This window comes from Photobacterium sp. GB-56, from assembly GCF_003026105.1.
Taxonomy (GTDB): Bacteria; Pseudomonadota; Gammaproteobacteria; order Enterobacterales; family Vibrionaceae; genus Photobacterium.
In genome coordinates this window covers 325,272-348,179 of sequence record NZ_PYNW01000004.1, presented here as the reverse complement: position 1 = coordinate 348,179, position 22,908 = coordinate 325,272, and the positions used below count along the sequence as shown (strand labels likewise).

Sequence of the window (22,908 nt, the reverse complement as noted above, 5' to 3'; positions counted from 1 at the left end):
TTTTTGATTGAATGAAACGCAACAGATTATTCGTAGCGTTGAGCTAATATACGATCTATACGGTTATTTTCTAATGTTAGAATGCGGAATTGCCAACCTTGCCAGCGAATACAGTCATCCAATTTAGGTAAATCATCTAATAGCCACACTAACATACCGCTAAGTGTGTGGTAACCGCCGTCTTCTTCGTCTGGCAGTTTATTAATATCTAATAGATCTTTAAATACAGTGATTGGCATCATGCCATCTAAATTCCAACTGCCATCTGGGTTTTGCTTTGACCAAACATCCTTTGGATTATCAGGGGTAAATTTACCGGCTAATGCCTCTAAAATATCTTGAGAAGTCACAATACCTTGAATATCACCATATTCATCAACCACGAAGGCAAAGTCTGTACCTGAGCTTTGGAACATTTCTAATAGCGTTGTACCTGTCCAGTTTTCTGGTACGAAAACGGGAGGGGTTAAGTAATCTAAAATTGATAGTGGATTTTCAGCCGTATTATCATTGATAAATTGTAATAACTGCTTGGCATTTAATGTGCCTTTTAAATCGCTGAAGCCGTTATTTCCAACAGGAAGGCAAGCATGCGTGCTTGAGAGTAATTTTTGTAAATAGCTCTCAGGCGAATAATTTAAATCAAGATACGCAATTTCATTTCGTGGCGTCATCATTGAAGATACTTTGCGGTCATCGAAATTGAAGACATTACGCACCATGTTATGTTCATGCTGGTGGATAACACCTGACTGAGAACCTTCCGCGATCACTGCACGGATATCATCTTCTGTTAGTGCTGAACTGTCGTCTTTTCCTTTGCCCAATAAACGCAACAGTAAATCGGTTGAGTTTGCCAATAGCCAGACAAATGGACGAGAAATAAAAGCGATAACTGCAATTGGGCGGGCGAAAAATACCGCAATAGAAACAGCGTTTACTTGACCTAATCGTTTAGGGACTAATTCACCAATAACAATAGATACATACGTTAAAACAATGACCGCAATTGCTGAAGCAGTAAAGCCAACGGATTTTGCAGGAAGGCCTAACTCAATTAACCAATGTGAAATAGGGCCAGCTAATGCAGCTTCACCAATAACACCGTTCAGAATACCAATAACAGTGATACCGATCTGCATTGTTGATAGAAATTGAGTTGGTGATTCACCTAGCTCTATTGCTTTTTGAGCAGAGATATTCCCTTCATCTGCTAATCGCTGTAACCGGTTTTTCTTTGCTGTGACAAGTGCTATCTCAGACATAGCAAATAATCCATTAATAATGATCAAACAGACCAAAATAATGATACTCATTTATTTCTCCTAGAAACTTCGAGTGCACCATAGGGTGGGAATAAAAATAGGTGCGTCTATAACATGAATAAAAGAAAGCCTATTCACACATTGTAGGTGATTATATCTATAGTATGCCTATAAGGTTAATTAAAAATTAACCTTTATTGCTTATTGATAAGAAATAAATTATGTATTCGTTTAGCCAATAAACAGAAGTGAAAACAATTAGTGATACTTGTTAGGGTAAAGAGGTGAAATTGTGAATTGATTGTTGTTGGTTTGTGATTGATGGATGTTAGCACTGTCTCAGCAATGCTAATTCATTGAACTTGTTATGTTTGATATAGTCTACGTAAAACTTTCTTTGTTATAGTGAACAAAGATCACCGTTCAGCGGAATACATGAGGATATCAGTGTGAAAAAAATTCAACTTGGCCTTGTTGCAGTTACAACGGCATTATTATTAACAGGCTGTGGGGAAGCAAAAATCACCGGTACGCCAATTAAGAATGTAGATTCTATCGCGGTGACGTCCGCAGAAGATATTGATGTGTTTTGTCCTACAGGTATTTGTACTTTTGAATTAACGGCTTCTAAACCTGTTACCGCAACTGTCACCATGCATTACGATTACACCAAGCTATATACCAAGATTGAAGGTGTTGACGTCATTGGGGAAGGGGCAAAAAATGCGAAAGTTGTTGATGACGATCAGTTTACTGTCGATATTAGCAGCGCAGATAAACCTGTGAAAATTCAAGTAATTGATTATTATCGAAACTAAATAAAACTCATCTGTTATCAAAAAGCAGCGATCATCTATCGCTGTTTTTTTAGGTAGCAATACTCTAAATATTTAAAGTGATGAGCCTTTACTGATAAATACCAGCCATTTGTTACTACAATTAACATGTTGACTGTTTTATTTATAAAAAGTCATGAAACGAAATATTTATGTACATACGGGCTATTTTCAATAGTTTCCTTCTTATATCGGTATTTCTTGTCATTACATTGATGTATGTTTTTTACACAGCAGTAAATAGGCTGATTATAAAGTAGCCAAGCCCTAAAGCGGACTTAAAAGTGAATGAAATATAAAAGTAAAAATATATTTTACTGAACATTTAACTTTTACTTGTTGTTTATTAACTCTTTCTTATTTTTCTGTTTGAAGTCATTGCTTGATTTAACGCTTTAACTTTTCTTTTATCATTAATTAAGTGTGTAATAGCCATTATTGGATGTTTATACATCATTTTAGGGCCCGAATAACGCATAATTGTTTGTGATTTGACCTTTTCTTGAACGTTGTAGCAATGAATAGGGCACTGTCGACATGTCGGCTTGTTGATACCATAAGGACAACGATCTAGCCTTTGTTTTACGTAGTTTTTGAAAGATTCACAGTCTTCACATAAATTAACTTTTTTACATTTTTCGTAATGGTGATGTGAGCAGTAAATTTCGATCATTGCTGAAATCGTCAAATATTCACGATTTAATTTACCTAGCAGCTTAAAGTTAGTGTTTATAGTCATCATTTTGTATTTCTTAATAGACTCTATCTAATACTGTCATTATACAAACATGCATATGAAATAACATTTAAGTTTTTAGAGGGTGAATATGAAATTAAATCGTGTTTTTAATGATAAATAGCATCATCTTTGTTACCAAATTGAAAAAAAGTATCAGTTTTTTAAAGAAACATAAGGCGATGGGTTGATTTAAATAGGCTAGAGCAGTAGTATCCACGCCTCGATTTTTATGGTGGTGTATATGAGCAGATTTGAGTGCCTTGAAAGAATTGTCGACGAATATCGTAAAAAAGTTCGTGACGCTGAGTTTAACCGTCAGAACGATAGCGAAGTTGCTAAAGTTCTTGTTTTACTAGTCGGTAACTCTATGTTCAGTCTGGCTGATGAATTTGCTGATTGGGTTAATCGTGGTGGCGATCGTAGCTACGGTGGTAAGTTTTTTGTTTCTAAGCAACTAATGACGTTGTTAGAGCCTGTAACTTTCCGTGGTGTAACAGTACGTCGTGATTCGATTAAACTATTCAGAATTTCGTAAGCTGAATGGATTCAATCGGTATTCCATGACTCCAATGTAGAATTGGAAAACGGATTTTTGATCTTGATGTTTATCGGGGTCGGCAGAAGGGGATGCAAGTGCATCCCTTTCGCTTTTCTGGCGTTATGTAATATCGGTTTTCACAAAGTCACTTTCTCATCTCAGTGGCTGAGGTCTAGGTAAAATTAAACCGCTTTATTGAAAGCTTTAATCAAGACAGATGTATCCATTCTGCCTAGCCCTTCGTTTTGTAATAAGCCATAACGTTTATCCACTGCGTCCGTCAGTGGTAATTCAAGATCGTGTTTTTTCGCTTCATCTAAACAAAAGCCCAGATCTTTACGCATCCAATCAATAGCAAAGCCAAAATCAAATTTATCTTCAGCCATCGTTTTAGCACGATTTTCCATCTGCCAAGAGCCCGCCGCACCATGCTTTAGTACGCTGACAACTTGTTCGATATCAAGGTTTGATTTTTGTGCCAGCGTTAATGCTTCACTCAATCCTTGTAGTACACCGGCAATACAAATTTGATTCACCATTTTACAGCGTTGACCTTGTCCATAACCGCCAACCAATACCGCTTGTTTCGCGTAGCTGTTTAAAATCGGTAATACGTTATCAAAAACAGCTTGTTCGCCACCGCACATGATAGTAAGTGCACCATTTTCAGCACCGGCTTGACCACCAGAAACTGGCGCATCAACAAAGTTAACGCCTTGAGCTAAGCATGCTTTCGCTAACTCTTCAGCAAGTTCCGCAGAGGTTGTCGTATGATCAACAAGCGTAGAGCCCGCTTTCATGCCTGCTAAAACGCCGTCAGCGCCAAATACAACGCTTCGAACGTCATTATCGTTACCAACACAAAGCGCAACCACATCTCGGTTCTGAGCAGCTTCACGCGGTGTTTCACTGTATTGTCCTGAAAACTCCGATGCCCATTGCTGTGCTTTAGAGGTCGTGCGGTTATACACAGTGGTGTCGAAACCTGAATTAAACAGGTGACGTGCCATTGGGAAGCCCATTACACCCAAACCAATAAAAGCGATACTTGTTGTCATAGGTTTCTCCTTACCAAATACAGTAAAATTGAGTTATGTCATTATGTGATATGTCGTCAGCAGGCAATGCCTTTATTCATAAACGATGGCGAGCTGAACGTTTGTTATTAAAGGTTGTAACTACCTTTGTAATATCAGATTTTATCCATTTGTGCTCATTGTTAGCTAAATGGTTACCAAATGATGGTTAGTACACTAGGGGTTACATTGACATATGTCAATTTGTTTATTTAAGGTATCATTTTTGAGCTAACTTGGTTAAAGTTAGTTAAGTGATTGGTGATAATGATAAATATAGGATCAGACTGTGAGTGTCGCTAAATATAAACAAATAGCAAAAACAATAGAGGCGCGCATAGACAATGGTGAATATCCGAAAGGGTTTAAATTGCCGACACACCGTGTACTTGCGGATGAGTTAAACACCACACCCGCGACGGTAGCTAAAGCATATCAGTTACTGGTAGATAAAAAACGCGTGGAATCGTTTGTTGGGCGTGGAACATTTGTATGCTCACCATCAAGACTCAGCGATGTCATTCAACCTGCTGATGATGAAACTGATTTTAACTTCTCTATCTTGCAACCTTGCTTGTCTCAAAACCTGTCTCCACTGCGTGATGCTATGATGAATGCAGCAGATCAACTGAGTTGTCATTTAATGGGCTACACCGAACATTCAGGCCATGAAAGCCATCGTTTGGCTGCTGTAACATGGGCCAAAAAGTTTGGTTTGGAAGGGGGGAATGTTAAAAATACCTTGTTGACGAATGGCGCACAGCATGGCTTATCGTTACTTATTCATACGTTAACAGAGCCTGGTGATACCATCGCGGTAGAAGCCTTAACTTACCCCGGTATTATGGCGATCGCTCAAGCAGCAGGTCGTCATGTGGTTGGGGTCAAACTTGATGAGCAGGGGATGTGCCCTGATGATCTGCAACAGGTGATCACTCAACATCAGCCTAAATTAGTCATTGTCGTGCCATCTCATCAAAACCCAACAGGTATCACCATGCCGCCAATAAGACGAGATGCCATTGCAACAGTGATTGAACGCAATAATATTTGGTTAATTGAAGATGATATCTACGGCTTTTTAAATCCAGATCCTATCGCCGCGATCAGTAATCGCATTCCACTGCATAGCTTTCATATTTCAGGTTTATCAAAAGCCCTTAGTCCTGCTTTACGCTGTGGCTTTTTAAAAGTACCCGAATCACATATCGCGGTTTTACAGGCCACTATTCGCGCTAACATTTGGCTATCGTCACCGCTAAATTATATTGCTGCAACGCAGTTAATTGAGAGTGGTGAAGCCTTTGAGTTAGCAGAAAACCAGCGTGAAACTGCCTGTAAAAGGCAACAACTAGCCCGTGATATTTTAAGCCATGATGGTAATGAAACTGGTTTTCAAATCTGGTGGCCGTTGCCTCAACATTGGCAGCAGGAACGCTTTGTGATGGAAGCAAAAAACCAAGGGTTAATTGTCAGTAGTGGGCGTTATTTTAATGCAAATGGCGACGATCCGAAGCATATCCGTTTGTCTCTAATGGCTATTAATTCTGAGCAGCGGTTACAACAAGGTTTAACATTATTACGCGATTTAGCTCACTCTGAAGTCAGCAGCGTTATCCCGTTTTAAGCGCAAAGATAGCAAAATTGACAGTCACTGCGAAGTTATAAAAAGCGACTGTTAGCACTCTTTGAAAGCCACTGACCTATGTTATTATTTCAGCATTATTATTTTAATTAGAAAAAGTCGAGTCATAAAATGGATGCAGAATTTTGGCACTCACGCTGGGCAGAAAATCGAATTGGTTTTCACTTATCAGAGGTTAATCCGTTACTGATCAAGCATTGGTCGGCGTTAAATGCACAACGTGATGATCGCGTGTTTGTCCCTATGTGCGGTAAGTCGGAAGATCTTGTGTGGTTAGCACAAAAACATGACCACGTGATTGGGGTTGAGCTGAGTGATATTGCAGTTAAAGCCTTTTTTGCAGAAAACCTGTATACACCTTTAGTGACAGGTGTTGGTCATCAACATCTTTACCAATTTGATGAGATTTCGATTTACCAAGGTGATTACTTCACGCTAAATATCGATCCTGTCGATGTGGTTTATGATCGCGCTGCATTAATTGCAATGCCAGAAGATATGCGACAAATGTACGTCGACAAACTGTTATCGTTGGTTAAAACTGGCGGTCGTATTTTGTTGGTGACGTTAGACTACCCACAAGATGAATTGGCAGGGCCTCCTTTCTCAGTGCCAAAAGCAGACGTTGAAGCATTATTTGCGGGTTGTAAAGTGACGCATCTTGAACGTGATGATGCCGATGAAAGTCATCCTCGTCGCCAACGTGGTTTATCGCGATTTGCCGAAGAAGTATGGTTAATTGAAGTATAACTTGTTGTTATAAAGTACAGATAAAAATAAAGGCATGGTTTCTTATTAGTGGAAACCATGCCTTTTTGCTGATAGAGAAATTGTAATATGCTGAGTTAAGCGTGGTTAATCGAAAATGACTTCAACATCACCAGCGGCATTGACGGCATCATTTACTGCGCTAACAATATCTTCTCGACGTGTAAGCGCGACACCTAAACGACGACGACCATTAATTTCAGGTTTACCAAATAATCGGATCTGTGTTTGTGGGCGAGAGAGTGCAGGTAACAGGTTATCGAAACGGATGTTTGATGATACACCTTCAGCAAGGATCACTGCAGAAGCTGATGGGCCATATTGGGTGATGTGTTGAATGGGTAAACCAAGGAAAGCGCGAACGTGAAGCGCAAATTCTGATAACTCTTGTGAAATAAGCGTCACCATACCCGTATCATGTGGGCGAGGAGAGACTTCACTGAATAACACGGTATCGCCTTTAATAAATAGCTCAACACCAAATAAACCAAAACCGCCAAGTGCGTTCACTACTTTTTCTGCTACATCCTGTGCCGCTTTTAATGCTGCTTCAGACATTTGCTGTGGCTGCCATGACTCACGGTAATCCCCATCTTCTTGACGATGACCAATAGGTGCACAGAAATGCACACCATCCACCGCACGAACAGTTAATAACGTGATTTCGTAATCAAAATCAACAAAGCCTTCAATGATCACACGACCCGCACCAGCACGACCGCCTTCTTGTGCGTATTGCCAAGCAGATTCAATATCAGCCTCGGTTTTAATCACACTTTGACCTTTACCTGATGAACTCATAATTGGCTTTACGACACATGGCATACCAACGCGATGTACCGCTGCTGAGAAATCATCAAATTGATCGGCAAATTCATAAGGTGATGTAGGAATCGATAAGGTTTCAGCGGCTAGGCAACGAATACCTTCTCGGTTCATTGTCAGTTTCGTCGCATTAGCGGTAGGCACAACGTTAACACCTTGCTGCTCTAATTCTACAAGCGTGTCAGTGGCAATGGCTTCAATTTCAGGAACAACGTAGTCGGGCTTTTCTAGTTCAATAATGTGTTTTAACGCCTCGCCATCGAGCATATCAATCACATGGCTACGATGTGCAACTTGCATTGCTGGCGCGTTGGGGTAGCGATCTGCGGCAATCACTTCAATACCTAAACGTTGGCATTCAATCGCGACTTCTTTGCCAAGCTCGCCAGAGCCTAAAAGTAAAACACGTGTTGCATTTGAACCATTAGCTGTACCTAACATTATTATTCCTTACTATTTATGTTGGATAGTGTTGGTTGGGCGTGATAATACCTTGTTTTTTTATTTAAGCAAACGTTTGCGTCGGGATTTAAATAGACTTTAAAAGTAAATATTAGAAAAGCTTTAGAGCTTATAATAAAAAACCGCCAAGAAGGCGGTTAGTGAATCTTTTATGGGGTACGGTTATTACTAGCTATTTTCGCTTTTCCCATTGGGTGATAAAGGCCACAGAAGCAATAATAATCGCCGCACCTAACCATAATCGACCCGGTGGTACCCAACCAAATACAAGCCAACCACCTAACACGTTTAGTGGTAATTTTGCGTGGTCGAATGGTTGAACAAATGACGCATCAGCGACGGCATAGGCTTTAGCAATCGCCCATTGTGCCAGTGCGGTTAACAGACCAGCAGCGATGATTAATGTCCATGTTGTGCCGCCTGTTGGCATAGTAAAATCAGGTAGAGCCAGTAACAAGTTAAATGGCGTGATCAGAATAAGTAAATACATCACAACAGTGGTTGGTGATTCTGTAGTAGATTGCTTTTTCACCATCAAAGAATAACCCGCCCAGAAAACCGCAGCGCCGACAGGTAATAATGTCGCAATACTAAATGAATCAGACCACGGCTCTAAAATGATCATTGCACCAATAAAGCCAGCAAGCGTTGCGCACCAACGTGCAGCGCCAACTTTCTCTTTTAGTAATACACCTGAGCCAATAGTTGCAAATAACGGTGAAGTCATAAGCAGTGCAATGCCTTGCCAAATAGGAACAGGATAGGCAAGTGCCCATAGCCAGAGTTGGATACCAATCACCGCAAGAAAGACACGGAAACAGTGCTGGAAGAATTGCTCTGTCTTTAGTGAACGGCGAATACCCATGGTTCTCAGCCATGGCAGCATAGCCACCAGTGCAACAAAGTATTGGATTAACGCAAAAGTAGTTGAAGAGACATGGAGCTTAATACTGAGAAATTGTGCAAGGCTATTTACAATCGCAAAGGCAAGGCCTGCAGAAAGCATCCATCCGGCACCTTGGACTGGGTTATGAACTGGGGTATGTGAATCAGACATTAAAAATTGGTTTCGTCAAAAAAGCATAGCGAGATAATACGCTTTTGTTTTTAGATAGCCAATATAACTGATTGTGTTGAATGCATTAGGCAATAAAAAACCGCCTATTATGGCGGTTTTACATCAACAGATATTGCTAGCACTAACGATTAGTAAGCAACATAAGTCATTTGAATATCAGGATTTAGTGCTTCTAGTAGTGCTTGAGTACGCGCTAATTGACTGATTAGGCTTTCTGCACTTTCTACTAATGCCGCTTCAACTAATTCAGATAGTTTGTAACCTGACATATTCATGTTGATTAGCGCAACTTGCAGCGGTGGTAGGCTTGGGTTAAATGCTGCATTTTCAGCATACATACCCACAAAAACACGACCATCTTTGGCTTTTAATGCAACACCACTGAAGTTCTTAGAGTACGGTGCATGAGAGCGGTTTGCAGCATCACAAGCAGCAACAGCAAGCTCTGATTGCTCAGCAATCGTAATACCATTATTAATGTCGCTTAATAGCGCATCTTTAATCCCAAGATCAGCAGGGCCGAAAGATTCAGGCAGGTATTGTTGCAGTGTCATTGGCTGACGTTCAGGAAGTTGAATAACTAAATCTTGCGCCGTATTCAATTCATTCATGAACTGACGACAGTGACCGCAAGGGCTGTAGTTAATCGTTACGTCTTTAATGCCTGTTTCACCTTTGATCCAAGCATGGCTAATTGCAGATTGCTCAGCATGGATCGTACACGCCATACTTGCGCCTACAAATTCCATATTTGCACCGAAATATAGGCGACCAGATGTACCACGAACAATAGCACCAACATAGAAATTAGAAATAGGAACAACAGCGTAAGCAGCAGCAACAGGAAGGAGAGCAAGACGAAGATCAGTATCAGATAAATTAGTTTGGGAAACTAACTGTTCAAATTGTTCAGGACTAATTGTTGAATCAAAATCTTTATCTTCAATAATTGGTCGTAAAGCTGATGCAAGCTCTTTAGGTAATTGACCTAATGCATCCATAACTTTTGCGTGCATTGGTGTGTTACTCCGTATTGTTGATGGAGAAACATTCTAAGTTAATTGTCATTAATCAAGTGTGATTTGAATCACATTAATAATGATAGTGTAGGTTGGTATACATTATCGAGAGCGAACTCACACATGTAAATGTAATTTTTCCTGTAATAAATAGTTATCAAAACATTATGAACTTAAAACTAATAAGAATTAGTGTTTAAGCTCATAACATGAGATAGGAATAACTTAGTGGAAAAACAGGTGTTCTAAAATAGGGAACATGATGGGAGCGAGTAACGTTGTCATGATCCCACAGATAACTAACGCTAATGAGCTAAATGCCCCTTCTTGATAATTTTCTTCGACAGCTTTTGCTGTACCTAAAGCATGAGATACCGTACCAATCGTTAACCCTTTTGCTAACGGATGGTAAATACGGACCAGTTTCATCACTGGATAACCTAACACCGCACCAAATAGCCCAACAATAATCACCATTGCTGCTGTAATCGCAGGAATCCCGCCAATTTGTTGAGAAGCGGCCATCGCAAGTGGTGTGGTAATAGATTTTGGTAAAATACTGGCTGCAAGTTGAGCATCAGCACCCATTAAAAACGCAATGGAGGTACCAAATGTCATCGACAAGATACTACCAACAAAACAGGCACTTAAAATTGTTTTCCACTTACGCTTAATTAAAGGCAGTTGCTGATATAAAGGTAAGGCTAAGGCCACTACCGCAGGACCTAACAAATAGTTAATTATTTCGTTATCTGCAAAGTAGGTTTCATACGGCACCTGTAACCAATGCAGTGCAGCGATTAAAATAATCAGCGAAATGAGCAATGGATTAAAAAGTGGATTACGAATCTTCATTGCTAAATAGCGCATGCTGTAAAATACCACTAGCGTTGCAACTAACCAGATCATGACTCTTTTTCCTTATGATGAAGCGCAAGGCCGATCACAAGCAATACAATTAATGTGCTGCCTAATGTGCTCGCAAAGATGATAGTTGCATTGTGCTTAATTAAACCAAGGTAGTTTATTAAGCCAACTCCAACAGGCACGAATAGCAATGCCATGTGTTTGATGAGTAAATTACAGGTTTTATCGACCCATTTTGTTTTGCATATGCCAGTAACGAGGCCAAAGAACAGTATAAACAAGCCAATAATACTGCCAGGGATCGGCAAATGAGTCAGATGTTGTATGCCTTGACCAAGTAAAAAGCAAAACATAACAATGGCAAAAGATCGAATGTAATCCATAGTAAAAAAAGTAATGCTAGAAAATTTTATTTATCATACAAATAAACGTGTTATTTGTCACACAAAAAAGAGCATTATTTAGATAATTCGTTAAAAAATGTAGATCGCGTGATATTTATTGATGCTTAATTCCACAAAAATAGACCAATGAGCGCGGCAAGTGTCAAAAGAATCGTCACTTTTAGCCAAATAAAATCGATTACCACATACTTAAACCATGCTTTATTGAATAACAAAGGCTTTTTTTTAGAAGGGGTAGCACGAGGGCAAGGACGGGTAGTAAAAGGCAGTCGACGTGATGTTTTCGAAGGTAATGGGACACGAAAGCCATAGTGAGGCACAACATGGATAGGTATCGCCATTACTCCGTTACATTGTAACTTCCCTGTAAGTGATACCAGTAGTAAATTCAAGTCATAATTGTGATCACTGGTTTCTTCAAACGCATCTAATGATGTAAACGTTTTACGGTAGAGTGAATCGGCTCCAATCACTTCTCCAGCGCAGAGACATAACACTTCTAATAACCGAGATTCTTCTCGCGTTAATAACGTTTGCGTATGATCTTTCCATATCAATAGATGCTTTTCAGGAAAAAAATCTATTTTGTCGTAGCTATAACATTTCAATAGGGTTTGTGTTGTCATAGTGCACACCTACCGCTTAATAGATCTCGAGCGTCACGGTATCAATGATCGCTATTCCGTTATTAATAAACGCAAATCAGTGAGCCGTTTTATTGTTGTCTTTAATTGTTAACGTTAATGACGTAATCATCAAATAAATCACTACATAATAATCTTAAAAAAAAGAAGCCTATTCGCGACATTCAAAAAGAAAATCACGTAATAGGCTTCATTTATCGCTATCGTATTAATAAAAAGGTTTAAACCAATTTAGAAACATAGTCATAGAGAGATTTTAAAACTTTCATCTTATTTTCGTCAGATTCATGCTCGTAGGCGACAGCCTCAAAGTTTTCCATATACTTTGGCATATTCATTTCAAAGAAATCCTGACAATGATGCTTCCAGCGTACTTGCTCTTCATAACTTAACGTCATTGGGAAATTACGGGCACGATAGCGGAATAACAGCGGCTTAATACGCTTGTCATCGACATTGATTTCAAGTGAAGCTAACTGATCGGGTGTCGTTTCACGGATAATATCCATGGTTGAACGATCAGCAGTAGAGAAGAACCCATCGTAGAGCATCGCATCAACATTATCGTTAGCCGCATATTCACGTTTAACACTAAACATTTCGATTAACTTTTCACGAATTTCAGGGTGCTGCTTAATTAAGGCAAGGTTCTTTAAACATTGCTCTCTATCAATCCCTAAACGCGCGGCATCTTCAGCTTTTAATGTTTTAGCTGGAGCAAGAACAGGGCACTTATTCAAATGCACTTCTTTAACGGGCACCGGTAATTCATCTGGTGCTAAATCAACACGCTTAGTATATAAACGCTCACGCAGTTGGTCGGCATCAAGCTCAATTAATGGGGTAGGATCAAGCGCGAGGTTCACTGTAATAACAGCGTTCTTATTATCAGGGTGCCATGCCACAGGCACAATCCAACTCGTATTGCCACAATCAGTACCAAACATGCCAGAGATATGTACTAACGGCGTTAAGTTAACAATATCGATTAATTCTTGTAGCTTGCGCTTATGACGTAAATCAAACAGGTAATCAAACAACTTAGGTTGATTCGTTTTAATGATTTTAGCCAGCTCGATTGTCGCGTAAACATCAGCCATTGCATCGTGAGCATTCGCGTGTTCAATACCATTGGCAACAGACAGCTTTTCAAGTTTAAAGCTAGGGCGATCTTCATCATCCAGCGGCCAGTTGACACCTTCTGGGCGCAATGCGTAACAAGTACGCATAATATCTAATAAATCCCAACGCGAGTTACCATTTTGCCACGCCCAACCGTATGGGTCGAAGAAGTTGCGGTATAAGGTATAGCGCGTTACTTCATCATCAAAACGAACGTTGTTGTAACCAATGACACATGTATTGGGTTTTGACAGTTCAGCATGAATCGCTTCAATAAATTCAGGCTCTGATAAGCCTTTTTCCATCGCTTCTTGCGGTGTAATACCTGTGATTAAACACGCTTCAGGTGACGGTAAGTAATCGGCTGGTGGCTTACAGTAAATAACGAGTGGCTCACCAATAATGTTCATGTCCATATCAGTACGGACACCCGCAAACTGGCAAGGACGATCATTGGCAGGACTTGCGCCAAACGTCTCGTAGTCAATCCAATAAAGTGTTGCTTGGTTCTTATCGTTCATAAATCATCCATAGCCATTACGGTTGTTATTATTACTCTTTATCTAAGCAATGGCTTGTTGTTAAAACCGCTTATAAATTCAGCAGTTTATTGTATTTAAGTCGTTAAACGCTTCAGAGTAAAACCCTAAGCACGCATAACATTAAGTATCCCGTATTTAAGGGCAAATAGGCAAGGCGGGAGGCGGATAAATTAATCGTGGTGTTGAGATATAGGACTTCCAAAATACTGATGGTGTCACTATTTTATTTGCAGAGCAGTTAGAAAGCTTACTTAAAGATATTGCTGCTGGGTTTATTGGTTTGGATAGAAATTAATGTCTCGGTTCTTCCGAAAGAGCAAATTGCGCTAACAGCTCATGCTCTCAGAAGAATAAAATTTTTCTGTAAACCACCACCGAGGTGGGTGAATAAGACCTCGGTGGTGAAGGGGAGAGCGTGATGCGTAACGTTATAAAAAAGAGAAAATGCATTCCAATAAAAAGGGAGCCAAATACAGAAAATTATTAGTACCTTAAGCTTACATAACTAACGGTACTCGTATAAATACATTATGTTATATATTCGGCTTCGTCGATCCCAAGTGACGGCAGAATATAATCGACGATCAGCTTAAAAGGGTAAGTATCATCTTGATCCATATACGCACCTGATGTGATAACAATCGTCAGTTGGAGCTGTGGAATGATAAAAACTTCTTGACCACCTGTACCTCTCATTCCTGCTATATCTATTTTTTTACCCTCTTTTTTTATTGTTGGAAACCACCAGTTATGGCCGTAAGCAATAGACTTATTGGGCCAAAATTTACCTTTAGGTTTTAAAGACTCTTGTGCCCATTGTTTTGAAAAAATACGCTGACCCTTCCATACCCCTTGGTTTATATAAAGTTGTCCTAACTTCGCAAGATCTCTTGGACGTAAATATAAACCTGATGAACCTAAATAATCACCGGTCACTTCATGAGCAAACCAATCATAATGAGTGATACCTAGTGGTTGGAATAGTGCTTGATTGGTATATTCTTTAAGGTTCATCTTTGTGATTTTTTCTATTACTCCACCTAGTAATACACTCATAGCTCCTTGATAGACAAATGTTTTACCGGGCTGATCTTTAATACCTTTTTGGAAAATATATTGATAAGGGTCATCGGATAACCACATAGACATCGCATCGCTATGTCTTTCATGCCATTCTGCCCAATCAAGACCACTATTGAAATCTAAAGCATGTCGAAGTTTAATTTGCCTTTTCTTTTCAAAATTGGGGATATCTTTTTTATTAAAATAATCAAACAGCGAGACATCAGTATTGGCTATTTCTTTTTTATATAAAAGATGGCCAATTAATGTTGATGTGACCGTCTTGGTAACTGATTTTATATTGTGATACCTATCGGGTGAAGGTGGAAAAAAATCTGGCATTGGGGTGCCATCTCCAGAGTGCCTAACAGGGTAATATTGTTCAAAAATTAATTTATCATTCCGTGTTATCAGCAATGACTGCACCTTTTTTGACTTACGTAAGGTTACTTGTTGGTGAAGTTCAATTAGCTTATCTGGGTTAAAACCTTCTGCTTTGGGGGAGCTAACTTTCCAATCATTTTGTTCAGACGTTTGAGTCCAATTAAAATCACTCATGTCAGTTTTAGGAGGAAAGGTTATCATCCATAAGATAAAAATAGCAGGTGATAATAATAATCCGATTTTGATAATACGTTTCATCTTGGCTGCTTAAAATTTGTTCACTTAAAATAAATTAAACAATTTATTAACATGTCGGTAGGTTGAAAATCAATCTAATGGTTCTTAATTTACGTGTTGGAATTGATTTAATTTATAATGTGAAATAATTACATTTTGGATGAAAGATAACGGGAGTAAGCACAAGATTATTTGCAGAGCAGTGAGAAAGTTTACTCAAAAATATGCTGCTTTAGTTAAAGTGACGTATCGCTATAAACACCTAAACGGTGCTGCTTTGCATGATACATTGCTTGGTCTGCTTTCTGAATGAGTTGATCTAAGGCTTGATTTTCTTCTGTTGACGTTGCGACACCAATGCTTACACCAAATCCTAAATCCAATATATCGGATGGTACTTTGGCCATAATAGCGTCGTGAAGTCGGTTTGCGACTTGAGTACCATCTCTTGTATGGGTGTTTTCCATTACGATAATAAACTCATCGCCACCAAAACGGGATGCAATATCACAGTCACGTACTTGTTGAGATATAACGTCTGAAACTAAAACAAGTAGATCATCACCAACTTTGTGACCCAAATTATCATTCACTAATTTAAATTTATCTAGATCGATAAATAACAGTGAGCTTTTTAAATTTTTTCGTAGGCACAGTGATAAAAATTTAGTTGCGACTTCATTTAAATAAGTACGATTATGAAGCTTGGTTAATTCATCATGTGTTGCGCTAAAGCGTAGCTGTTCTTCGAGTATTAATTTCTCGTAAGCGACTGATATAATGAGTGCAGCGACATTAACGATTTCTTCTTCAATGTCCGAAGGTGATTTAGGTTCACTATGGTAAATGGCGAATGTGCCTAATACATTTGAGTTTGAATCGGTATAAGGTACAGACCAGCAAGAGTGTAGATTTGCTTTTTGTGTAATGGCTAAAAACGGCTGCCAGTTTGGGTGTTCATTGATATTGCTAGCAATGATTGTTTTGTTAAGAAAGGCTGCCGCACCACAACTTCCTACATTTTTTCCGATTTTGATACCATTAACAGCTTCATTATAAAAATCAGGAAGGTTGTTTTTTATCCCTGTATGTAAAGTACCTTGTTGTTGATTTAAAGTGAGAATGGAGACTTTGCTGCCTGGTAAAAAACTTTCTACCATATCAACCATTCGCTCTAGGAAAGGTTCAATTTTTGAGCTCAGAACAAGGTCTCTCAATAATAAATTGAATTTGCGATGTGCAGATAAAAGCATCGATTCTTTCTTCACAATAGGCATATCTTTTTTATTAAATTTTTCTAATTTTAGCATTTTATTAACATTGTGTGACATGGATACACTATCTATTTTGCTTGTTAACAATTGCACTTAAGTCTTTTAATTTAAAAGCTATTAATTGTTTTTTAGTAATAACAAGTGGTTGTTAGAGAAGTGACTTAATTTTCAATAAAAGTGGTGTGATAGTTAATGTATCTGCTCATTTCTTTACTTATGTGTAATGTGATACAACGCACGACTATGTGTATATATCGTTGTGGCACGTTTACCTTGCAAGGCTAGGTGCGTAAGGTGCTGTTTTAAAGTTAAATGGCAGGCAACTTGTCTTTGCGCCTACACCAAGATGGAGTAAATGTGAGTACTGCAGCGATATTTCTGATTATATATCTGATCCCCGTACTGTCTTTTGCGGGTACGATTGGTACTTATATGTTGCTTCATGGTGAGAGTCTTAGCCATCCTCTGATCAATGTTGTTTTGCTGATAGTCGCTTCTGGTTTTATCGTTTCATCTTATCTTTCTGTAAAGCTGATCTCTAAGTTCGTTAGCGAGAAAGTGATGTATTTTGGCATCGTTTTTACTGTATTAGCTTGGCTATTAGGCGTGATCGCGGTGGTGTTTAATCTTGTAATGTTTAAAGAACTCTTCAGTATTTAGGCAAAAAATACCCAAACACAGGTAAATCGTATTTGGGTATACATTTCTTGTTAAATGTAAATTATAGGCAGCTTTCAAACCCTTCAAAGTTTGGTGCGCCTAAATAAATGTCTTTATTACCGCGAGCATTAGCATGAGCTTTACGGAATGCTTCTGATTGTGTCCAGTCTTCGAACGCTTGGCGAGAATCCCATACTGAGTGCGAGGCAAACAGGGTGTACTCATCGTTTGATGTACCTTGAAGCAAGTTGAATGATTGAAAACCCGGTACGGTATCTAGGTAGGTATCGCGGTTCTTCCAGATATCGATAAATTCTTGCTCAGAACCTAAACGGATTTTAAAACGGTTCATTGCTATATACATGATGACTTCCTTTACTAACTTCAGTTTTTATTTTTGTCCTGCCACTATTACAGTATTGGCTAATGCAAGCTAGCAGCAAAAATACAATATATGTTCTCTGTAACTTCCACTATAAAACATGGAACATAATGTACGCCCGTTGAATAAACCAAAAAGACGCCATGATCCCCATGGTATACAAAGGTACTTTTTGAAAGAACTTATGATGAAATACAGGCACTTTAGCGCACAATTTCAATAGCACGATAAGAAACGATAAGAAGATCAATTGCCCAATCTCAACCCCAATATTAAAACAGGCGAGGGCTAACGGAATGCTGGTTTGGCTCAATCCTACTTCTTTTAATGCGCTGGCAAACCCCAACCCATGTAATAAACCAAAGGAAAACGAAATCAGCCATGGAAATTTTCGGCTTAATGTTGGATGTGCTTTGTCATAAGGGCGAGTAAGCTCATAACACAAAAACAAAATACTCAGTGCAATTCCCGTTTCTACTGGCGGTTCTGGAATGTGTACCAGATTAAGCGCAGACAAGCTTAACGTAATACTGTGGGCTAAGGTAAAACAGGTAATGGCCTTTAAAAAGGTTTTAAAATCGCGCGTAAATAACAATAAGCCCGCCACAAACATTAGGTGATCAATCCCCGTTAAGATATGGGTGATACCTAAGGTGACAAAGAGCTTTATTGTTGTCCAAATCGAGATCTTATCGGTTAAGTGTAGGCTGTTATGCCCTTTATACAGCGCAAGCGTACTCACTTTCCCATCTTTTTGCGTTAACTGCGTGAGTAGCTGGCCTGTTTTTAGTCCGTTAAATACCAGAGTCGGTGATGATGTATTCGCTTTAAGTTGCAGCAAATAATCTTGTTCATCCATTCCGAAACCATTGTCACTTCGCTGTGATGACAATAAACGTACCGTGCCGCCATTAGTTAAGGTGGGTGTTATTTGTGTATGTTCACCTGCAATTACCGGTAGTTTTAACGCCAACTTATATTGTTGATTATCTAACTGTGTGATCAAACCCACTGAGGGCTGATAAGGATGCGCCATTGCCAGTGGTGCCATTACTACCGTAATCAGGGCGCCAACGACTGTGCCAACAACTAAGCGCCACATAAAATAAGAGATGTGCTTATACATTGTTTAATAGTGTCTTTGTGTTAACGGTAAAATCTGAACCTGCGGGTAGTGCAATGTGATATTGCTTAATAACAGCAGCTATTTTGTTATTAACATCATCACGGGCAAAATCTTGTGCTAATTGTTGCTTGGCCTGCTTAAAACTGAGAACGCCTGCTTTTTGATAATCGAGTACCTTTACTGCTATCGCGCCAAAGGGAGTATCAATCGGTGTTGACCATTGGTTTGGTGCTAGTGCGGCTAATGCGTCTACTGTTTTTGTACCCAGCTTTGCCAATAATGCCTGCTTACTCACATCACTTAAACATTGTTGAGAATCCATCGTAGCAATAGGGTGTTGCACTTCTTGTGGCGTTAAAAAGTGATAGCACAATGAGTACATATCGGGATGCTTATAACGCGCTTGATGCGTTAAATAGTATTTATGTAATAAGGTTGTGTTGGTGGCATTGATCTTAGCTAACTGTGAAACATAGGACAGGTAACGTTGCATCAACATTTCATTTAAGTTTGGATCGCCTTTCTCCAAGCCTAATTTTAATGCCTGTTGAGATAGCATCTGTTTTAACACTACATGGTTAATGTCTTTGTTTAGTTCTGTGCTCGACGGGGGGGAACCAAAATAAAGCGTATCGTCTTTTTTTTGTTGCTCAACTTGTGACGGTGTCACTGAAATGGTATTTACAGAAGTAGACGAGTAATACTGTGAATAACCAATAAACAGCACAGCACCCGCGATAAGGAAATGCGAAAAGGGATCTTGAATGAATCGCTTAAGCCAATAGCAGACTTTTTTTAACATGTTACGGGATCTTTTCTTATATTAAATAATGCTCTATAAGAATACCCATGCTAACTGTATGAGTGTTGAATGTTGACTGCATGTAGATTTTTACTTTTTGTGATGCTACGTTATTTATCAATAAGATAAGAATGTTTTAAAAGTCGCATTTTTATTAAGTATATGATTAAAACATTCGGCATGATGACAAGGGAGTACCGTTTATATGGATATTAACGTTGAACTTAACGGCGAGATTGAAGAAGCCGAAGTTATCGCATTGTACCGTGCGAATGAATGGTCTTCAGCAGATAAACCCAAACAACTCTTAGCTGCATTACGTAATTCTCATACTTTGGTTACTGCTCGTGCTAACGGTAAGTTAGTTGGAGTGGGGAACGCTATCACAGACGGTTATCTTGTTGTGTATTATCCCCATATGCTTGTTCACCCTTTACATCAGGGTAAGGGCATTGGTCGTAAAATGATGGAAGCAATGTTGTCTGTATACAGTGGATTTCACCAACAAATGTTGACTGCTGATGGTGAAGCCATTGCGTTTTATCAAGCGCTTGGCTTTGAACGAGCAGGTAAAACAGAATCAATGTGGGTGTATGAAGGCACAGAGCATTAATATTTTACGTAAGCGCTTTTATACAGCTAATATGAACGTTCAGTTTATAAGGGGATATTATGGTTGATTTACCTGATGAAAATCAGAAAAGGTATATTTCAGTTTTAAGTAAAAAAATGGATTTAGGGCGTACCTTAAATGTACTTGGGCATTTGAGTGTTGGTTTGTCTAAACAACTGTCTGAAGATGAAGGTGCTTATCTAGATTATGTTGATTTGGATGGCAATGTGCATCCGAGTTTATCGCATTATCCATTCATTGTGTTAAAAGCTGATAATTCAAATAAATTACGTAAAGTAAGAGAAGAGGCTTTGAGTCGTGGTATTAAATTCACTGATTTTACAAGTACTATGATAGATGGGGGATCAACAGAACAGCAGCTGAGGACGAAAGAAACAAAAGAAGCTGATTTGGAGTACTTGGGAGTTTGTTTGTTTGGTGATACTGAAACATTACGAGAATTTACTAAAAAGTTCAGTTTGTATAAGTAGTGTGTTGTATTAAAAATTGGTCAAGCTGACGCATATTGTGAGCTACTTTTGTTTCAAAACCATTTTAACATTTTATGGTATTAACGAACTAAAAACGTTGTTATTTCCAACCGAATATATAACAGCAAACAAGCAGTCGCATGAAGCACTCAAACTTCTTACTTTAGCTGCTGATGTTTGCTTTTCAGATAAATAACAAATCACGCGATGCTATATAAAATATATCGCGTGATTGGCAATGCATTTAATCGAACAACGCAATGATTAAAGTACCTTTTCTTAATGTTATGTCGCATTGTTGACGATTATTGCATGATGTTCTTTCGCTTCTTTGAAAATCTCTAATCGACTAGCGTAAAGCACTTTCGTAGTGATATACAAACCAATACCGTAGCAAGAATGACAAAAAATAGAGAACAAAATCGCGTGGATCATATTGGGACTATTCACGTGGAAAAAGCCTTCACCAAAGGCATAACTCACCACAACTAATGGAAAAAATAACAATGACCATGCATAAACAAGCGATTTTTTAAGACTTGGTTTTAGAAACAATCCTTTCTCTACAAAGCTAATATAAATCACGGTATAAACTAAACTAACGCTAAAGTGCATAATCCAACCGATGAGAACATCATGGGGAACGGCTGGCACCTGCTGTATAGCTTCAACCAGTGGATGCCCTTGAGTGATATAAACCAAATAACGGCCTAAACTCGCAAAATTATTTAGTGGGTGATCACTGAATAATAGATATAAGTTGCTGCCTAAATCTAAGCAAAGACCACTAAATACACTAATAAACAGAAGGTGAAGGAGGTAGGATGAACGTTGGTGATGGGGATAATAGAACATAGAGCATCTCCTGATTAATTACGCTTTCATTGTGATAATGAAAAGAGCTTGTCATAGTCAGGTGTGGTTTATTAACACCGTGGCAATGGCTTTTATAAGTTCAATGATTTGTTGATGTTTATAGTCTAAGGCAATGAAAAATTGGGATATATAAAGTATGCTTTATGCAAAGCATTACGAATGGTTATGTATGGGATCAAGGATGAAACCAAATTTAGATTTGAATTTGCTGGTGGTATTTTTAGAAGTGTATCGGCTTCGTTCCATCACATTAGCATCAGAATCATTAGGTTTAACACAACCTGGGGTAAGTGGCGTATTAAAGCGATTACAATCCCAGTTAGGGACGCCTCTTTTTGTAAGAGAAGGGCGTGGAATTAGCCCAACACATGCCGCAATTAAATTAGCGAATGAGATAGAGCCAGCGCTAACGACAGTACAAAGTGCGTTAGGTAATATCGCGGGGTTTGATGTTCAAAATCATCACGCGTTTACGGTTTATGTAAATGAGGTGGTTATGCACACGATTAGAAATAAAATTGAGCTCGACCCAACGATGGGGAATTGCAAAATAAACCTCTATATGACGCCTAATACAGAAGAAGAGTTGCTATCTCAGTTAAGTTTACAGAAAGCAGATTTAGCCATTGATATTGGTTTACGCAGTAATCCGTCTTTTTTCTATCAATCATTTATCGATGATGAAATTGTCGTAGTCTGTCGGAAAGATCATCCCAATATCCAACAGACAATCACGCAAGCGCAGTTTTATGCTGAAAAAATAATCTTCATGCAGAAAAGGCGAATAGACTTACTTGAAATGAATTATTTCTCTGATGAACGCTTTCTGCCAAGAGATTTAGACTGTGAAACCGCATCTATTGTTTCAATCTTAGCATTAGTGTCAGAGAGCAACGCCGTTGCGCCAGTTAGCCGACTCATGGCTGAAAAATATGCCTCATTATTTAACTTACAAATACTGCCATTGCCATTTTCTTCCAAACCTTTCAAACACATTATGATGTGGCATAAGCGTGATGAACATAACTCAGCTAACCAATGGTTGAGAAATAAACTCAGCGAAATATTGTGACATTGTCACTAATTTAGTGAGCGTTTCTTATTACTAGCAAATGTATGAAGACGTCCATAATGACCGAAGATACAGCCACTCGTGAGCTGGTTGACGCTT

General features: G+C 38.9%; 24 protein-coding genes. 8 read left to right on the top strand and 16 right to left on the bottom strand.

Annotated features, from left to right (window positions below; genetic code table 11):
- Positions 1-26: 26 nt before the first annotated feature.
- Positions 27-1,316: a hemolysin family protein gene (locus C9J42_RS07910; RefSeq protein ID WP_107208268.1), complete on the bottom strand. Its 1,290-nt coding sequence runs from the start codon at positions 1,314-1,316 to the stop codon at positions 27-29.
- A gap of 398 nt (positions 1,317-1,714) precedes the next feature.
- Between C9J42_RS07910 and C9J42_RS07905 the strand changes: the two genes are divergently transcribed.
- Positions 1,715-2,083 (top strand): lipoprotein, encoded by a 369-nt coding sequence (locus C9J42_RS07905; RefSeq protein WP_107208269.1) that lies wholly within the window; start codon positions 1,715-1,717, stop codon positions 2,081-2,083.
- A 364-nt stretch (positions 2,084-2,447) separates the two neighbouring features.
- Here C9J42_RS07905 and C9J42_RS07900 read toward each other — a convergent pair whose 3' ends face one another.
- Entirely contained in the window at positions 2,448-2,840 is a 393-nt protein-coding gene (locus tag C9J42_RS07900; protein ID WP_107247678.1) for a nitrous oxide-stimulated promoter family protein, read from the bottom strand.
- Between the two features lie 241 nt (positions 2,841-3,081).
- On the opposite strand from C9J42_RS07900, the gene C9J42_RS07895 reads away from it, so the two are divergent.
- Positions 3,082-3,375, top strand: coding sequence for a hypothetical protein (locus C9J42_RS07895; protein WP_005367981.1), 294 nt, complete (start codon positions 3,082-3,084; stop codon positions 3,373-3,375).
- Positions 3,376-3,560: 185 nt separating this feature from the next.
- On the opposite strand, the gene C9J42_RS07890 is transcribed toward C9J42_RS07895, so the two are convergent.
- Positions 3,561-4,436 carry an NAD(P)-dependent oxidoreductase gene (locus C9J42_RS07890; protein ID WP_107260398.1) on the bottom strand — a complete coding sequence of 292 codons (876 nt, stop codon included), beginning with the start codon at positions 4,434-4,436 and terminating at the stop codon, positions 3,561-3,563.
- A gap of 307 nt (positions 4,437-4,743) precedes the next feature.
- Between C9J42_RS07890 and C9J42_RS07885 the strand changes: the two genes are divergently transcribed.
- On the top strand, positions 4,744-6,081 hold the full coding sequence (locus tag C9J42_RS07885; RefSeq protein WP_107292347.1) for a PLP-dependent aminotransferase family protein: 1,338 nt from the start codon (positions 4,744-4,746) through the stop codon (positions 6,079-6,081).
- Positions 6,082-6,210: 129 nt separating this feature from the next.
- The gene (locus tag C9J42_RS07880) at positions 6,211-6,849 is read left to right on the top strand and encodes a thiopurine S-methyltransferase (RefSeq protein WP_107208272.1); all 639 of its coding nucleotides are present in this window, start codon (positions 6,211-6,213) and stop codon (positions 6,847-6,849) included.
- Between the two features lie 105 nt (positions 6,850-6,954).
- Here C9J42_RS07880 and purT read toward each other — a convergent pair whose 3' ends face one another.
- From purT to C9J42_RS07835, 9 genes are all read right to left on the bottom strand, one after another.
- Entirely contained in the window at positions 6,955-8,133 is a 1,179-nt protein-coding gene (gene purT / locus C9J42_RS07875; RefSeq protein WP_107247650.1) for a formate-dependent phosphoribosylglycinamide formyltransferase, read from the bottom strand.
- Positions 8,134-8,326: 193 nt separating this feature from the next.
- The gene (locus C9J42_RS07870) at positions 8,327-9,211 is read right to left on the bottom strand and encodes a DMT family transporter (protein ID WP_107247649.1); all 885 of its coding nucleotides are present in this window, start codon (positions 9,209-9,211) and stop codon (positions 8,327-8,329) included.
- 149 nt (positions 9,212-9,360) lie between these two features.
- Complete coding sequence (cdd, locus tag C9J42_RS07865) at positions 9,361-10,248, bottom strand: cytidine deaminase (protein WP_005367973.1); 888 nt, start codon at positions 10,246-10,248, stop codon at positions 9,361-9,363.
- 228 nt (positions 10,249-10,476) lie between these two features.
- Positions 10,477-11,160 carry a CidB/LrgB family autolysis modulator gene (locus C9J42_RS07860; protein ID WP_107247647.1) on the bottom strand — a complete coding sequence of 228 codons (684 nt, stop codon included), beginning with the start codon at positions 11,158-11,160 and terminating at the stop codon, positions 10,477-10,479.
- Positions 11,157-11,501 carry a CidA/LrgA family protein gene (locus tag C9J42_RS07855; RefSeq protein WP_107292346.1) on the bottom strand — a complete coding sequence of 115 codons (345 nt, stop codon included), beginning with the start codon at positions 11,499-11,501 and terminating at the stop codon, positions 11,157-11,159. The genes C9J42_RS07860 and C9J42_RS07855 overlap by 4 nt, the downstream gene beginning before the upstream one ends.
- Before the next feature lie 125 nt (positions 11,502-11,626).
- Complete coding sequence (locus tag C9J42_RS07850) at positions 11,627-12,148, bottom strand: hypothetical protein (protein WP_107208277.1); 522 nt, start codon at positions 12,146-12,148, stop codon at positions 11,627-11,629.
- A 239-nt stretch (positions 12,149-12,387) separates the two neighbouring features.
- Positions 12,388-13,809 (bottom strand): exodeoxyribonuclease I, encoded by a 1,422-nt coding sequence (gene sbcB, locus C9J42_RS07845; RefSeq protein WP_107292345.1) that lies wholly within the window; start codon positions 13,807-13,809, stop codon positions 12,388-12,390.
- Positions 13,810-14,358: 549 nt separating this feature from the next.
- Positions 14,359-15,534 (bottom strand): serine hydrolase, encoded by a 1,176-nt coding sequence (locus C9J42_RS07840; RefSeq protein ID WP_107301863.1) that lies wholly within the window; start codon positions 15,532-15,534, stop codon positions 14,359-14,361.
- 215 nt (positions 15,535-15,749) lie between these two features.
- Entirely contained in the window at positions 15,750-16,823 is a 1,074-nt protein-coding gene (locus C9J42_RS07835; RefSeq protein ID WP_158260204.1) for a sensor domain-containing diguanylate cyclase, read from the bottom strand.
- Positions 16,824-17,144: 321 nt separating this feature from the next.
- Between C9J42_RS07835 and C9J42_RS07830 the strand changes: the two genes are divergently transcribed.
- Complete coding sequence (locus C9J42_RS07830) at positions 17,145-17,447, top strand: hypothetical protein (protein ID WP_233217731.1); 303 nt, start codon at positions 17,145-17,147, stop codon at positions 17,445-17,447.
- A gap of 61 nt (positions 17,448-17,508) precedes the next feature.
- Here C9J42_RS07830 and C9J42_RS07825 read toward each other — a convergent pair whose 3' ends face one another.
- The 3 genes from C9J42_RS07825 to C9J42_RS07815 form a co-directional block, all read right to left on the bottom strand.
- On the bottom strand, positions 17,509-17,811 hold the full coding sequence (locus C9J42_RS07825; RefSeq protein WP_008987102.1) for an antibiotic biosynthesis monooxygenase: 303 nt from the start codon (positions 17,809-17,811) through the stop codon (positions 17,509-17,511).
- 109 nt (positions 17,812-17,920) lie between these two features.
- Positions 17,921-18,955, bottom strand: coding sequence for a HupE/UreJ family protein (locus C9J42_RS07820; RefSeq protein WP_107301861.1), 1,035 nt, complete (start codon positions 18,953-18,955; stop codon positions 17,921-17,923).
- Positions 18,948-19,757, bottom strand: coding sequence for a peptidyl-prolyl cis-trans isomerase (locus C9J42_RS07815; protein WP_107301860.1), 810 nt, complete (start codon positions 19,755-19,757; stop codon positions 18,948-18,950). The genes C9J42_RS07820 and C9J42_RS07815 overlap by 8 nt, the downstream gene beginning before the upstream one ends.
- 205 nt (positions 19,758-19,962) lie before the next feature.
- Here C9J42_RS07815 and C9J42_RS07810 point away from each other — a divergent pair, with 205 nt between their 5' ends.
- On the top strand, positions 19,963-20,370 hold the full coding sequence (locus C9J42_RS07810) for a GNAT family N-acetyltransferase (RefSeq protein ID WP_107208118.1): 408 nt from the start codon (positions 19,963-19,965) through the stop codon (positions 20,368-20,370).
- A gap of 59 nt (positions 20,371-20,429) precedes the next feature.
- Positions 20,430-20,861, top strand: coding sequence for a DUF2000 domain-containing protein (locus C9J42_RS07805; protein WP_107208119.1), 432 nt, complete (start codon positions 20,430-20,432; stop codon positions 20,859-20,861).
- 285 nt (positions 20,862-21,146) lie between these two features.
- On the opposite strand, the gene C9J42_RS07800 is transcribed toward C9J42_RS07805, so the two are convergent.
- Positions 21,147-21,716 carry a DUF2938 family protein gene (locus tag C9J42_RS07800; protein WP_107246683.1) on the bottom strand — a complete coding sequence of 190 codons (570 nt, stop codon included), beginning with the start codon at positions 21,714-21,716 and terminating at the stop codon, positions 21,147-21,149.
- A 202-nt stretch (positions 21,717-21,918) separates the two neighbouring features.
- Between C9J42_RS07800 and C9J42_RS07795 the strand changes: the two genes are divergently transcribed.
- Complete coding sequence (locus C9J42_RS07795; RefSeq protein WP_107208121.1) at positions 21,919-22,809, top strand: LysR family transcriptional regulator; 891 nt, start codon at positions 21,919-21,921, stop codon at positions 22,807-22,809.
- Positions 22,810-22,908: the final 99 nt, after the last annotated feature.